The sequence below is a fragment of the Nonlabens spongiae genome (assembly GCF_002117125.1).
GTDB classification, from domain to species: Bacteria; Bacteroidota; Bacteroidia; order Flavobacteriales; family Flavobacteriaceae; genus Nonlabens; species Nonlabens spongiae.
Window position 1 is genome coordinate 810,124 of sequence record NZ_CP019344.1, and the last position, 13,127, is coordinate 823,250.

At 38.9% G+C, this 13,127-nt stretch carries 17 protein-coding genes; 5 read left to right on the forward strand and 12 right to left on the reverse strand.

Features of this window, described 5'->3' with window-relative positions; all coding sequences use genetic code 11:
• Positions 1-88: 88 nt before the first annotated feature.
• From BST97_RS03685 to BST97_RS03700, 4 genes are all read right to left on the reverse strand, one after another.
• Positions 89-385 carry a four helix bundle protein gene (locus BST97_RS03685; protein ID WP_245833650.1) on the reverse strand — a complete coding sequence of 99 codons (297 nt, stop codon included), beginning with the start codon at positions 383-385 and terminating at the stop codon, positions 89-91.
• Positions 386-477: 92 nt separating this feature from the next.
• Complete coding sequence (locus BST97_RS03690) at positions 478-1,689, reverse strand: 3-hydroxyacyl-CoA dehydrogenase NAD-binding domain-containing protein (RefSeq protein ID WP_085765969.1); 1,212 nt, start codon at positions 1,687-1,689, stop codon at positions 478-480.
• A 3-nt stretch (positions 1,690-1,692) separates the two neighbouring features.
• Positions 1,693-2,046, reverse strand: a complete 354-nt coding sequence (locus tag BST97_RS03695) for a four helix bundle protein (protein ID WP_085765970.1) — start codon at positions 2,044-2,046, stop codon at positions 1,693-1,695.
• A gap of 44 nt (positions 2,047-2,090) precedes the next feature.
• Positions 2,091-2,870: an enoyl-CoA hydratase-related protein gene (locus BST97_RS03700; RefSeq protein ID WP_085765971.1), complete on the reverse strand. Its 780-nt coding sequence runs from the start codon at positions 2,868-2,870 to the stop codon at positions 2,091-2,093.
• Positions 2,871-3,055: 185 nt separating this feature from the next.
• On the opposite strand from BST97_RS03700, the gene BST97_RS03705 reads away from it, so the two are divergent.
• Positions 3,056-3,523, forward strand: coding sequence for a hypothetical protein (locus BST97_RS03705; protein WP_157111418.1), 468 nt, complete (start codon positions 3,056-3,058; stop codon positions 3,521-3,523).
• A gap of 38 nt (positions 3,524-3,561) precedes the next feature.
• Here BST97_RS03705 and paaD read toward each other — a convergent pair whose 3' ends face one another.
• From paaD to BST97_RS03745, 8 genes are all read right to left on the reverse strand, one after another.
• Positions 3,562-4,119 (reverse strand): 1,2-phenylacetyl-CoA epoxidase subunit PaaD, encoded by a 558-nt coding sequence (gene paaD, locus BST97_RS03710; RefSeq protein ID WP_085765973.1) that lies wholly within the window; start codon positions 4,117-4,119, stop codon positions 3,562-3,564.
• The gene (locus tag BST97_RS03715; protein WP_085765974.1) at positions 4,116-4,460 is read right to left on the reverse strand and encodes a four helix bundle protein; all 345 of its coding nucleotides are present in this window, start codon (positions 4,458-4,460) and stop codon (positions 4,116-4,118) included. The genes paaD and BST97_RS03715 overlap by 4 nt, the downstream gene beginning before the upstream one ends.
• A gap of 46 nt (positions 4,461-4,506) precedes the next feature.
• Positions 4,507-5,307 (reverse strand): 1,2-phenylacetyl-CoA epoxidase subunit PaaC, encoded by an 801-nt coding sequence (gene paaC / locus BST97_RS03720; protein WP_085765975.1) that lies wholly within the window; start codon positions 5,305-5,307, stop codon positions 4,507-4,509.
• Positions 5,308-5,425: 118 nt separating this feature from the next.
• Positions 5,426-5,779: a four helix bundle protein gene (locus tag BST97_RS03725; protein ID WP_085765976.1), complete on the reverse strand. Its 354-nt coding sequence runs from the start codon at positions 5,777-5,779 to the stop codon at positions 5,426-5,428.
• Between the two features lie 38 nt (positions 5,780-5,817).
• Positions 5,818-6,102 carry a 1,2-phenylacetyl-CoA epoxidase subunit PaaB gene (gene paaB / locus BST97_RS03730; RefSeq protein WP_085765977.1) on the reverse strand — a complete coding sequence of 95 codons (285 nt, stop codon included), beginning with the start codon at positions 6,100-6,102 and terminating at the stop codon, positions 5,818-5,820.
• Positions 6,103-6,139: 37 nt separating this feature from the next.
• The gene (gene paaA, locus BST97_RS03735) at positions 6,140-7,105 is read right to left on the reverse strand and encodes a 1,2-phenylacetyl-CoA epoxidase subunit PaaA (RefSeq protein WP_085765978.1); all 966 of its coding nucleotides are present in this window, start codon (positions 7,103-7,105) and stop codon (positions 6,140-6,142) included.
• 86 nt (positions 7,106-7,191) lie between these two features.
• Positions 7,192-7,515, reverse strand: coding sequence for a four helix bundle protein (locus BST97_RS03740; protein ID WP_245833651.1), 324 nt, complete (start codon positions 7,513-7,515; stop codon positions 7,192-7,194).
• Positions 7,516-7,604: 89 nt separating this feature from the next.
• Positions 7,605-8,681, reverse strand: a complete 1,077-nt coding sequence (locus tag BST97_RS03745) for a 2Fe-2S iron-sulfur cluster-binding protein (RefSeq protein ID WP_085765979.1) — start codon at positions 8,679-8,681, stop codon at positions 7,605-7,607.
• Between the two features lie 186 nt (positions 8,682-8,867).
• Between BST97_RS03745 and BST97_RS03750 the strand changes: the two genes are divergently transcribed.
• The 4 genes from BST97_RS03750 to BST97_RS03765 all read left to right on the forward strand — a co-directional run bounded on the left by BST97_RS03750 (position 8,868) and on the right by BST97_RS03765 (position 13,081).
• Positions 8,868-9,458 carry a hypothetical protein gene (locus BST97_RS03750; RefSeq protein WP_085765980.1) on the forward strand — a complete coding sequence of 197 codons (591 nt, stop codon included), beginning with the start codon at positions 8,868-8,870 and terminating at the stop codon, positions 9,456-9,458.
• A 129-nt stretch (positions 9,459-9,587) separates the two neighbouring features.
• Positions 9,588-10,109 (forward strand): hypothetical protein, encoded by a 522-nt coding sequence (locus BST97_RS03755; RefSeq protein ID WP_211277466.1) that lies wholly within the window; start codon positions 9,588-9,590, stop codon positions 10,107-10,109.
• A gap of 149 nt (positions 10,110-10,258) precedes the next feature.
• Entirely contained in the window at positions 10,259-10,612 is a 354-nt protein-coding gene (gene rplS, locus BST97_RS03760) for a 50S ribosomal protein L19 (protein WP_085765982.1), read from the forward strand.
• Between the two features lie 249 nt (positions 10,613-10,861).
• A complete protein-coding gene (locus BST97_RS03765; protein WP_085765983.1) occupies positions 10,862-13,081 on the forward strand; it encodes an NADP-dependent isocitrate dehydrogenase in 2,220 nt (739 codons plus the stop codon).
• Positions 13,082-13,127: the final 46 nt, after the last annotated feature.

Here is a 13,127-nt window from a genome sequence, read left to right on the forward strand (position 1 = left end):
ATTAAAACTATTTATCCAAACTTCGCCTTAAAGCCGATATCATTTTGCCAATTTCAGTAAGACTTTTTCTTTTCTCTTCAAATTGTTCCTACATAATATAATTTCGATAATAGGCTTTTGTGTTCCAAGTCACACATTCATGACTACTTTCCCAAGCCATTTTTAGATAACGATTAAAGTTTGCATTAGTACTTCCGTAACCTTCTGAAATGTTTGCGGCAATGGAATCTGCTGCTCTAGCAAACTGTGATGACAATCTGTACATCTCTTTCTTCGGGAAAGTAGCCGTAATCTGATCAATTTTTTCTCCAAAATCCATCGCTTTGTGATACACCTTAAGATCTTCAAACTTAAAGTGATAATCGCTTTCCAATTTCTTTACCATTTTTGATGTTGTGTTTTACCCTACACTTCCATAACAATCAGAGACACAAATACTGATTAACTCATACACTCACGGACTCAATGACTCAAAAACTAGCCAAAAAACATCTCATTCTTACTTGCCTTACTTCTCAACAATGGACTGCAGCGATAGCGATCTTCTCTGTAGAAATCATAGAGTGCGTCCAATTGTTCTACACACCAATCCAGACCTCTCTCATCGGCCCAAGCGAGTAATCCTTTGGGGTAATTGACTCCTTTGGTCATGGCGTTGTCAAGGTCATCTGCACTGGCAATTTTAAGATACAACGCATCAGCAGCTTCATTGATCAACATGACCAATATTCTATCTTGGATAGCTTTTACATCAGCACAGGTAAGCATTTGTGGATCGTGATCTAGATCTTGCTTGACACCATCGGCAAATTCATAGAATCCTTTACCTGATTTTCTTCCCATCCATCCAGCCTCGACCAATCTCTTTTGGGTCAAAGAGGGTTTATATCTAGGATCATAGTAGAATGCTTCAAAGACAGATTCGGTGACCACATAATTCACATCGTGACCTATGAAATCCATAAGTTCAAATGGTCCCATGCGAAATTCCATTTGCTTTACCGCTTTATCTATTGCTGGTATAGATGCCATACCTTCTTCATAGATGCGCAAAGCTTCGCTATAAAATGGTCGCGCTACACGATTGACGATGAATCCAGGTGTGTCTTTTGCGACAGCGACCGTTTTTCCCCAGCTTGCAATAGTCTCTTTACATAATTCAGTTATATTGGTAGAGGTCTGCACTGCAGGAATGATCTCCACCAGTTTCATAAGCGGCGCTGGATTGAAAAAGTGGATTCCTAGACATCGCTCTGGATTTTTTAGAGCACTTGCGATACTGGTAATGCTTAGACTGGAAGTATTTGTAGCGATGATACAATCATCAGAAACTCGTTTTTCCAATTCTCCAAAAACCTTTTTCTTGACTTCTAGATTTTCGACAATTGCCTCAATGACTAGATCGCAATGTGACAGTTCAGAAAGTGCGTCTACGTGAGCAATATTTCCTTGAATACGCTCCCTTTCCTGACTATCAATACGGCCTTTCTGGACGAGTCTCGCGAGTATCTTGTCTAGGTCAGCCGCAGCTTGATCGAGCTGATCCTGTTTTACATCATAAAGCTTTACTTCACAGCCAGCAGTAGCGGCAACTTGAGCGATTCCAGCGCCCATAGTTCCAGCGCCTATTATTCCGACTTTGGAGATTTGAGAATCTTGATTTTTGATTGTTGATTTTTGATTTGACATTTATTAATTGGTCTTAGTGTTTTTGATGCTAACTACAAAAATTGAAATAAGTTGATTATTTTCATCAATTAAATTCTCGATCAGGTCTTGATTTGTTATAGTCATTGACAGTTTTTGGATTTTTAGATTTACATAACTCTCTCTTAATTCCTTCAAACAAATTTTCATTTTATGTAAATAATCTCTGGTCGATTCACCCCCACGTGCCTCACCGTAGTTTAATGCTACCGATGTAGCTGACCGAATAAGTTGTTTTGACAAATGCTCTGCTGCAAAACTCTTATCTGCTTGTTTACTAGCACTAATAATATTGGCTGCAAACTCAATCAGTCTATCCTCTAAAGTCTGTGCGTTCATATCAAATCGAAAATCACATATCTAAAATCTACGATCTAATATCACTATTTCCCTTCAAAATTAGGTTTCCTCTTCTCGATGAATGCTGTGACGCCTTCTTGGTAATCGGCTGTATTAGCGCTCTCGATCTGCAATTTTGATTCCAGAGCGAGCTGCTGTTCGAGAGTATTGGTCATGGATTGGTTGAGTGCTTTTTTTGTATTGGCAAGAGCTTTAGTAGGCATTTGAGCGAGTTTTTCTGTTTTCGCTTTCGCGAAAGCGAGAAATTCATCGTCACTCACACATTTGTATATCATCCCCATTTGTTCAGCTTCTTTGGCACTAATTTTATCAGCGAGCATAGCGATCGCACTAGCACGACCGAAACCGATCATTCGAGGCAAAAAATAAGTGCCCGCACTGTCAGGAATCAAACCGATCTTGCTGAAAGCCTGTATAAATGCGGCACTTTCTGTAGCGATCACCACATCGCAACACAAAGCAATATTTGCACCGGCACCGGCTGCAACACCATTTACAGCGGCAATTACTGGTTTTTCTAGATCACGTATGCGCTGTACAATTGGATTATAATGGTCATCAAGTATCGCTTCAAATCCTGGATTTTTCTCTGAGTCTGTAATTTCTTGAATGTCTTGACCAGCACAAAATGCCTTACCGTTACCGGTGATCATCACAGCTCGCACATCATCTTCTTTGCAGCGATCGAGAGCCTCTTGCAGGGCAAAAGCCATTTCTTTATTAAAAGAATTGAAGACTTTTGGACGGTTAAGGGTAATAGTGGCGATGGAATTAGAAATATTCAATTCAATAGATGTCGACATACGGAATAAAATTTCCGTAAAAATACTGATGATATGTTATTTTTACATCAAACTATTCAATATCAATGAGGTGTTTTGCATCTTTCTTTCAATGTTTAAATCTAAGTTTAATACTAAAATTCATTGTTGTTTTAAGCTGTTGTGTATTCTTGGCCTCTTGTTCTTGTGATAGCGAAACAAATCTTTTGGATGATAATGAAATTGCAGCTTTGCCTTATCAAGACGTTTCAGAGATCACATTCCTTAACGATCGAGATAGTTTAATCACCTTTACAGAAGTCTTTTATGAGAGGGACATTTATGAAGATAGCAATCCATCTACTGGAACTGCATTTGATTATGGGGATTGTGAAAATAGTAATGAAATCCTTAGTGTGTCTTTGAGCGGTAATCCAGTCTACGAAATCTACATAACCATAGGTCCGGGAACCTCATCAAATGCGACAATCGTAGATCAAAGATTTTCAGATTTTGGTACTTTCTGGGAATTCAACACTTTCTTTCTGTTGAATAATGTCGAAGTAAACGGAATAATCTATGAGGAAGTTTTTCAATTCTCTAGAGGATCCACAGGAAACCAAATATTGTTAGTCCCTGATATAGGCATTATTTCAATACAGTTTTTTGAGAATGATTGGAAATTAGAAAGTTGAAATACAAACTTTACAACTTTAATACTTTGCAATACCAGCTATCGTAAACACTTAAAGTAATCAAATGGCTCACCGCAGTCGTTGCATTGAAACATAGCTTTGCAGGCCGTGGAACCAAACTGACTGACTAGCCGGGTGTTTTTTGAACCGCAATTGGTGCATTTCACGACTTTCTCCCCATCCAGTAAGGCTGCTTTGTCTGCACTTTCTTCTAGTGGTGCGGCCACTCCATATTCTTCTAGGGCTTTTCTGCCGCGCTCGGTAATCCAGTCAGTGGTCCATGGAGGACTCATTACTAAATGGATGGTGGTTTGATATCCCGCTTTCGCGAAAGCGCGTTCCAAATCATCTCCTATCACATCCATAGCAGGGCAACCGCTATAGGTGGGTGTAAGCTTTATCATAACCTCCTTATCCTCTACTTTAACATCGCGTATCACACCCAGATCAATGACGTTGAGAACGGGAATTTCGGGATCTTTAACCTCTTCCAAAACATCAAGGATAGTTGATGGTAAATTCAAGCCATATAAAAAAGATGTTTTGGAAAAACTTGAATTTGAACTCGAACTTGAAACTGAACTTTTATCTATCATTTTGAGTTCTTTATTAAGGTTACAACAATTCTGATTAATTCATCGTTTTCTTTTTGAACAGGTTTCGCACCATCAGTTTGTAAAAGCGATGATTTAAATTGAATATTTAGATTTCTCAAGCATTCCCTGAGCTCTTTCAAAACTATTCTCAATTTATTCAATCTATCTCTAGACGTTCCTGCGCCGAGAGCTTCCCCATAATTTAATGCCGCGGAACAGGAACTTCTGATGAGCTGTTGAGCGAGATATTGACCTGCATAAGAATCGGGCATATTAGAATACTGCTTTATAATTAAAGCTGCAAAATCCTCCAATCGATCTGCCAAATCCCTGTACTCCATTTCTTCAATTTATTCAAGTTCAAATTCAAGTTCAACTTCAACTTCATTACCATCTCATCCCAGGATATGCCAATTGCATATATTGCATCTCTGCAAGTATGCGCCCCATGTGCTCGCTGTGGATTCCTTGTTTTCCTCCTTTCTGAAAATATTCTACTTCTGGAATGTTTAGTGTTGTTGTAGTTAGGAGGTTTTCTACCTTTTCATAGTAATGCTCTCTTAGCTGAAGCATATCTGGCGCGATGCCAGCCTCTATCATCGCTCGGCTTGAATCGGTTTTATGGAAAAGTTCGTCAGTATAAATCCATAGATCATTCACGGCTTGTTGAACGCGATTATGACTTTCTTCTGTTCCATCACCTAATCTCTTAAGCCAATCTCCCGAAAATCGCTCGTGATAAGCCGCTTCTTTAATTCCTTTAAAGGCTAAAGCTCTTAAAGTTTCATCTGCGCTTTGCTGCAGTGCGTTTAAAAACAACTTGTTGTAAACATCAAAGAAATACTGTCGCACAATAATGTAGGCAAAATCAGTATTAGGCTGTTCCACTAACAACACGTTTTTATACTCTCTTTCTTTTCTAAGAAAAGCGAGGTCATCCTCGGTAGTTTTATCATCTTTAAGCTGGGATGCGTACTGATAGAAACTACGCACCTGCCCCAGCAAATCCAGAGCAATATTTGTGATGGCAATGTCTGGTTCTAGATTAGGGCCGTGACCGCACAGTTCACCTAGTCGCTGGCCTAGAATGAGGTAATTATCTGCCGTTTCCAGCAAGTAGCTGATTAGGTTTTCTTTATTTTCCTCTTTGGTGAGGAATTGAGGGTTTAACTCGCGGATGGGTTTCATATAATAAGTTTGAGCTGAAGTCTAAGTTTAAGTTTAAGCTGAAGTCTAAGTTTAAGTTTAAGCTGAAGTCTAAGTTTAAGTTTAAGCTGAAGTCTAAGTTTAAGTTTAAACTTTTTACTTAGGATTTTGAATTAATGATGGCTCTTAGGATTTTAATCAATTCTAGGGATTCTTGAGCTAATTTTTCTAGTTCTTGTTTGTCGTTGAGATCTGCTCCTAATTGAATCTTCAAATTATTTTGACATTCTTTGATTTCTTTGTGAGAAAGCGTGAGTTTATTCAATTTATCTCTGGCACTTTTAGCACCTAGAAATTCTCCGAAGTTTAGCGCAACTGATCCTGAAGAGCGAATTAATTGCTGTTGATAGTATTTCGAAGAATAATCATTCCAATCAGCTTTTCGTGAGACCAAAATTACATCAATGGCAAATTGAATGATTCGGTCTTCTAAATCATATTTCTTTTCAGCCATAGTTTCATTTAACCTTATACTTCGGCTTATACTTCAACTTACATATGCTTTAACTCATCCGGCAACTCATAAAAAGTGGGATGTCTATAAACCTTGTCATTTGCGGGCTCAAAAAGTTCAGCGCTTTGGTCTGGGTTGCTGGCGGTGATGTGTTTACTCTCCACCACCCAGATGCTCACGCCTTCATTGCGTCTCGTGTAGACATCTCTTGCATTATTTAGTGCCATTTCTGCATCTTCTGCATGGAGGCTCCCGCAATGACGATGTTCCAAGCCATTTTTACTGCGTATAAATACTTCCCAGAGAGGAATCTCGTTTTTCATATCAATGAATATTTTCAGTTAGTTAAACAAACAAATTTTATACAGCTTGTTTTTTGCGTTCATTTTGTTTCTGAGCGTATGCCGTAGCTGCTTCACGAACCCACGCGCCATTCTCCCACGCATTGCGACGGGCATCAAGACGAGATTTATTCATTGGACCATGACCTTTTACCACTTGCCAGAATTCCTCCCAATCGATCTCACCAAAATCATAGTGACCAGTTTCTTCATTCCATTTTAGATCATTATCTGGTATAGTAAGGCCTAAAATATCTGCCTGCGGAACGGTTTGATCTATGAACTGCTGGCGCAATTCATCATTAGTCTTGCGCTTTAGTTTCCATTTCATGGATTGCTCGGTGTGTGTACTGGCCGCATCAGTAGGACCTAACATCATCAGTGAAGGCCACCACCAGCGATTCAAGGCGTCTTGAGCCATTTGCTTTTGCTCAGCACTACCGTTACACAAACTTAACATGATCTCATATCCTTGTCTCTGGTGAAAACTCTCCTCTTTACAAACGCGCACCATCGCACGGGCATAGGGGCCAAAACTGGTATTACACAATGGAACCTGGTTGATAATGGCTGCACCATCGACTAACCAGCCTATTGCGCCTATATCAGCCCATGTAAGTGTGGGATAATTAAATATGGATGAATATTTTGCTTTTCCTGAGTGCAGGTCTTCATAAAGTTGTTCACGCGATATGCCGAGAGTTTCACAAGCACTGTACAAATACAAACCATGCCCTGCTTCATCCTGAACTTTAGCCAGCAATGCCACCTTACGTCTCAATGAAGGCGCACGTGTGATCCAGTTCCCTTCAGGTAGCATTCCCACGATTTCAGAATGAGCATGCTGCGAGATCTGACGGATGTGCGTTTTCCTGTATTTCTCAGGCATCCAGTCCTTTGGCTCGATTTTCTCGTCTGCCGCGATTTTTGCGTCAAATTGTTGTTCTAGGCTGGTGGTATCTAGGTGTTTGTCTCTGTGTTCCATTTTGTCAATTGTTTGCCATTCGATATTTATTAATGTTTTGAAGCACTTGGCACTTAGCGCTTAGCAATTTGCCAGATTTGCAAATACTAGTCTAACTTTTTTCTGAGGTTCTTGATCATTTTGGCAAGTTCAATCAATATTTTTCTCATCTGTGATTTAGCCTGATTATCAATATACCCTCTTCTATATGCTAAAGTTGAACAACCAACGCATTCTCTTACCGATCCCTCTGCCATCTTCAAATATCTATTGAATTGCTTATCTGTATCTCCATGACCCTCTGCAATCGTTAATGAAATTCCGTTTGATGCTCTTGAAAATTGCGATGCCAAACTATACAATTCATGTTTAGGAAAACTGCTAATCGCATCATGAACCAAATCGCTAAATTCCAAAGCTTTTTGATACACTCTCAAATTTTCAAAGTTGAACTCATTCATATGCAATACTGAATTTTATTTCATCTCCCAGCCAAGTGCTAAGTGCCAAGTGCCTAGTGCTAAACATCATAATTCACAACTAATTTCTTGCTTGTCGGAACGCTTACACAACTCAGAACAAAGCCTTTTTCAACCTCGTCTTCTTCCAAAGCATAATTAACTTTCATTTCCACACTGCCCTCGATTACCTTGCATTTGCACGTACTGCAAACACCACCTTTACATGCATAAGGCAAATCAGCACCTGCTGCGATAGCGCCGTCGAGTACGTTATCAAACTCATTACTCAGTATAAAATTGAATTCCTTACTACCATCAATGACCGTAACATTTACTCCATCCACTTTTTTCTCCAGCGCCGCAGCGGCTCGAGCTTTATCTGCCTCGCTGAGTCCACTCACAAATAGTTCATAGTGGATTTTTGATTTGGGCATTCCCGCATCAACTAATTCATCTCTAATCAGAAAGATCATTTCTTCAGGACCACAAATAAAGACATCGTCTGTATGTGGAACATTTATAAGTGTTTGAGTAAGGACTTTCAACTTATCGCTGTCAAACCTTCCATTAAAGAGTTCAATATCCCGATGTTCACGACTCAGAAAATAAAATACCTCAAACCTATGTAAGTACTTGTTTTTAAGCGCCTCAATCTCCTCCTTAAAAATAATTGATTTAGCAGTACGGTTAAGATAAAATAGCTTGAATTTTGCTTTAGGCTCTTTTTTCAGGTGTGTCTTAATGATACTGAGCATGGGGGTAATTCCACTACCTGCTGCAAAGACAATGTAGTTTTTGGCCACATTTTCATCCACGCAATCAATACCGAAATCACCACTTGGGGCTCCTACTCTAATAATATCTCCTGCCTGAAGCTCGCGGTTGACATAAGTAGAAAATTTGCCCTCAAAAATCTCTTTTACGGCAACTTTCCACTCATCATCTAAAGGACTACTACAAAGCGAGTAGCTCCTTCTCACATCTTCTCCATTAATGGTGGTCCTTAAAGTTAAAAATTGACCTTGTCTGTAAGCAAAGTCTTTTTTAAGCTCTTCCGGAACGTCAAAGGAGAGAACGGTGGTATCATCAGTCTCCTTATAGACTTCTTTTAGTTGTATGTCGTAGAATTCCGTCACTTAGTTTGAGTCGTATTGTTTCTACAAAACTAACACTTGTTAGTTTTGGTTACAACAATCGTAATTTATTGATTTACAATATACAATAGACTGATTGCAAAGAAAGTGATAACCATCTACGCTCATATTTTCTACTTTAACGCACTTTTCACGGGTTGTATCTGAATCCAATTTTATATTGAACTTATGTCTTATGCCAAACTCATCGCGCCAGCTTCTATAAGAGAAGAGGCTGAAATAGCACTATCTTTTTACCCGCAGCTTTTTGATACCGAGGTTGAATTCAAATTCAATGATATGGTCAGAAAAAACTTTATGCAGGCGCAACCTAAATGGAAGAGCTTATTCAGATCCCGTAAAAACCGTTCTTACATCGTACTTATTTCAAAAAAGTTTAAAGTTGAAAACAATTACTTTACCATAGATGAGATCCCTAAAGATGTTTTGGTCGGCTGGCTAGGTCATGAATTGGGTCACGTTATGGATTATCGTTCAAGAAGTACTTTTAATATGATCCTGTTCGGATTGAAATACCTGTATTCACATGCCCATATTCAAGAGGTAGAACGTGCTGCAGATGATTTTGCCGTGAAACACGGTATGGGTCAGTATATATTAAAGACTAAGAATTTTATTCTGAATCACACCAGTCTTTCTGAAAAATACAAACAGCACATGAGACGGTTTTACTTGTCTCCCGAAGAAATTCTAGAGCTGATCAATCGATATGACGAGACAGGAGAAACACCTAGTGAGGAAGAGCTTGCTCCGCAGTGAATACTTTCCAATCATACCACATGATAATCTCAGCATCTATTACCACTTTAACCACTTCACTCGAAGATTTTAAATAAAAGAATTTAGATTTTTAGTCGACTTGAAGAGCGCAAAACGCAAATGACGACCTTGATTATAAAAAAAGTTTTACAAAAAGTAAAGTCAACACTTCAGAGATATATATGGATACTAGCGTTACCTATTTTCATATATTCTTGGATCGAGTATGATAAAAGAAAGACTGATATAAGAGTAAACCGAGAAATTACCTACGGAAAAGTGAACAGCTCCTCATCGATTTATAAGAAGTACAGCAAGAGAAGCTATAATTATTCATTTCTCTATCAAGGGAAGAGATACGACGGTACTTCATCAGCTTACACTTCTGATGATATAAAATACCAAATGTTTTACAAGGTGGAGTTCTCATCTAAAAACCCATCACATAATCAAATGATTTTTGATACAGCATTTGTTCAGGTCATAAGGAATCAAGATCATTTAGATACCATCTATATGCCTTACGAAGAATATTTGAAAAATATATCTCGTTACAAATTATCTAAGCAACAAATGAATCAAGATTGGGATCAATCGGATACAAGAGCCGTTGATATAGACAGCCTCAAAGTACTTATGAATAGAAATTAGAAATCTTTTAGGTTGGCAAATGCTATCAATTATTGTATTTGCAAGACGTTTGCAGATTTAAAATAAAAGCATATTTTTGCAAACTTAAATTCAACCTCTGGCGAGAATCGTGAACGTTGCTTTTAAATCACTAATAAGTCTATAAAAAAATGTCAGATTTAGTAGAGTTCGTACAGAACGAGTTTATTGAGAAAAAAGAATTCCCTAAGTTCTCAGCCGGTGATACCATCACTGTGTACTATGAGATTAAAGAAGGTGAAAAAAGTCGTACACAGTTCTTCCGTGGAGTTGTATTACAATTGAGAGGAACAGGAGCTACTAAAACCTTTACCATCAGAAAAATGAGTGGTAGTGTGGGTGTAGAACGTATATTCCCTATAAACCTTCCAGCGATCCAGAAGATCGAGATTAACAAGAAAGGTGCTGTACGTAGAAAACGTATTTTCTACTTCAGAGAACTTACTGGTAAAAAAGCTCGTATTAAAGAAGCTCGTAGAAGTTAATCTACATTTATCAAATATTCAAAAGCTGTCCATTTCGGGCAGCTTTTTTTGTTATATCCTCAATTTAACTAGGGTGATTTTAAGGAATTCGCTTTCGCGAAAGCGTAACCCACATCAAAACCCTAAACGCCCTATTTCCAAGGGAAACCAAGGCACTAATGCTTTAAAAAACCTTATTCAAGCCTTATATTTGCAATTCGTTTTTTTCGAAAATTTGCAGTTTTAGAATTCGCTTTAATACATATTTACATGGCAAAAAGTTCCACTATAATCTATACAAAAACTGATGAAGCTCCGGCACTAGCAACTGCTTCATTTCTCCCCATAATCCAAAAATTTGTTTCCCCAGCAGGAATTACTATGGAGACAATGGATATTTCTCTAGCAGGCCGTATAATCGCTCTATTTCCTGACTACCTGAAGGAAGAGCAACAGCAGCCCGATGCGCTAGCACAACTGGGAGAAATGGTTAAGGAACCTGAAGCCAACATTATAAAGTTGCCTAATATCAGTGCATCAGTACCTCAATTGAATGCCGCAATCAAGGAACTCCAAGAAAAGGGTTACAATTTGCCAGATTATCCCATCAAACCTCAAAACGACGAGGAGCGTGAAATCAAATCCCGATACGATAAAGTAAAAGGAAGTGCGGTCAATCCGGTTTTAAGAGAGGGTAATAGCGATAGACGTGCGCCACAGCCTGTCAAGCAGTATGCAAAAAACAATCCTCACAGTATGGGAGCATGGAGTTCAGACTCTAAATCACACGTCTCAACTATGAGTGAAGGTGATTTTGCACACAATGAGAAAAGCTACACCGTGCCTTCTGCTACCACGGCAACTATTAGGTTCAACAAAGAAGATGGTTCTGTTGTAGAGTTGAAAAAAGGTTTGACGTTACAGGAAGGTGAAATTATTGATGCTACCTTCATGAGTAAGAACCATCTTATAAGCTTCTTTGAAAATCAAATCAAAGATGCTAAAGAGAATGACGTCCTTTTCTCACTTCACATGAAGGCAACAATGATGAAGGTTTCAGACCCTATCATTTTTGGACACGCTGTAAGGACATTTCTCAAGCCAGTTTTTGATAAATATCAAGAGACTTTTAGCGAGCTGGGAGTTAACGTAAACAATGGGCTGGGCGACCTTCTAGGAAAACTGGAAAAACTTTCAGATGATAAGAAGAGTGAGATTCAAGAAGCAATCTGGCAGGTGATGAATGAGCAGCCAGACCTCGCCATGGTAAACAGCGATAAGGGAATTACAAACTTACATGTACCTAGTGATGTGATCATAGACGCCTCCATGCCAGCTATGATCAGAAATTCTGGTCAAATGTGGAATAAGAACGGTGAGTCTCAAGATACCAAAGCTGTTATACCAGACAGCAGTTATGCTGGTATCTATGACGCTACCATTGAATTCTGCAAAAAAAATGGTGCCTTAGATCCTACTACTATGGGATCAGTACCTAACGTAGGCTTAATGGCTCAAAAAGCTGAGGAATACGGCTCGCATGATAAAACGTTTGAACTGGATGCTTCTGGAACAGTTGAAATTGTTGATGCAGATGGCAACGTAATCTTAAGTCATAAAGTAGAAGCGGGTGATATATGGCGTGCTTGCCAGGTGAAAGATGCTCCAGTCAGAGACTGGGTGAAACTAGCCGTTAAACGTGCTCGAGCTACTGGAGATCCTGCAATTTTCTGGCTGGATGAAAACAGAGCTCATGATGCTCAACTTATTCTAAAAGTAAATGAATATCTCAAGGATCACGACACAAACGGACTAGATATTTCAATCGCATCGCCCATAGAAGCTACAAAAACTTCTTTAGAACGCATGAAAAAGGGGCTGAATACCATTTCAGTAACTGGAAATGTTCTTAGAGATTACAATACAGACCTCTTCCCTATTCTGGAGTTAGGAACCAGTGCAAAAATGTTATCTATCGTTCCATTGATGAACGGTGGTGGATTGTTTGAAACCGGTGCGGGTGGATCTGCTCCTAAGCATGTTCAGCAATTTGAAAAAGAAAACCATTTACGTTGGGATAGTTTAGGTGAATTCCTTGCCCTAGCAGAATCTCTAGACCATTATTCTCAAGCTAACAATAACGAGAAAGCTGGAATTATTGCTGAGGCATTAAATAAAGCAACTGAGAAATTCCTTTTGAATAAAAAATCGCCAAGTCGTAAAGTAAATGAACGCGATAACAGAGGTTCGCATTTTTATCTAGCGATGTATTGGGCTCAAGAGTTGGCTGCTCAAACTCAAGACACAGAACTCGCTAGTCAATTCAAAGAACTCGCCGAAGCGCTAGAAAAGAACGAAGAAAAAATCAATCAAGAATTGATTGAAGTTCAAGGTCAGACTATGGATATAGGCGGTTATTACAAACCAGATGCTGATAAAGAGACTGCAGCAATGCGCCCTAGCAAAACTCTAAATGAGATCATAGGTTAATCAGAATTTTACTACCCACAAAAAATCCCGTAAGCATGAACTTACG

What these genes read in the sequence shown, in the direction of transcription:
- paaC (WP_085765975.1), bottom strand. Translation starts at nt 5,307, where the DNA reads ATGAAACCCATCCGCGAGTTAAACCCTCAATTCCTCACCAAAGAGGAA.
- BST97_RS03725 (WP_085765976.1), bottom strand. Translation starts at nt 5,779, where the DNA reads ATGGCTGAAAAGAAATATGATTTAGAAGACCGAATCATTCAATTTGCC.
- BST97_RS03700 (WP_085765971.1), bottom strand. Translation starts at nt 2,870, where the DNA reads ATGTCGACATCTATTGAATTGAATATTTCTAATTCCATCGCCACTATT.
- BST97_RS03750 (WP_085765980.1), top strand. Translation starts at nt 8,868, where the DNA reads ATGTCTTATGCCAAACTCATCGCGCCAGCTTCTATAAGAGAAGAGGCT.
- BST97_RS03715 (WP_085765974.1), bottom strand. Translation starts at nt 4,460, where the DNA reads ATGGAGTACAGGGATTTGGCAGATCGATTGGAGGATTTTGCAGCTTTA.
- BST97_RS03685 (WP_245833650.1), bottom strand. Translation starts at nt 385, where the DNA reads ATGGTAAAGAAATTGGAAAGCGATTATCACTTTAAGTTTGAAGATCTT.
- rplS (WP_085765982.1), top strand. Translation starts at nt 10,259, where the DNA reads ATGTCAGATTTAGTAGAGTTCGTACAGAACGAGTTTATTGAGAAAAAA.
- BST97_RS03695 (WP_085765970.1), bottom strand. Translation starts at nt 2,046, where the DNA reads ATGAACGCACAGACTTTAGAGGATAGACTGATTGAGTTTGCAGCCAAT.
- paaA (WP_085765978.1), bottom strand. Translation starts at nt 7,105, where the DNA reads ATGGAACACAGAGACAAACACCTAGATACCACCAGCCTAGAACAACAA.
- BST97_RS03765 (WP_085765983.1), top strand. Translation starts at nt 10,862, where the DNA reads ATGGCAAAAAGTTCCACTATAATCTATACAAAAACTGATGAAGCTCCG.
- BST97_RS03690 (WP_085765969.1), bottom strand. Translation starts at nt 1,689, where the DNA reads ATGTCAAATCAAAAATCAACAATCAAAAATCAAGATTCTCAAATCTCC.
- paaD (WP_085765973.1), bottom strand. Translation starts at nt 4,119, where the DNA reads ATGATAGATAAAAGTTCAGTTTCAAGTTCGAGTTCAAATTCAAGTTTT.
- paaB (WP_085765977.1), bottom strand. Translation starts at nt 6,102, where the DNA reads ATGAAAAACGAGATTCCTCTCTGGGAAGTATTTATACGCAGTAAAAAT.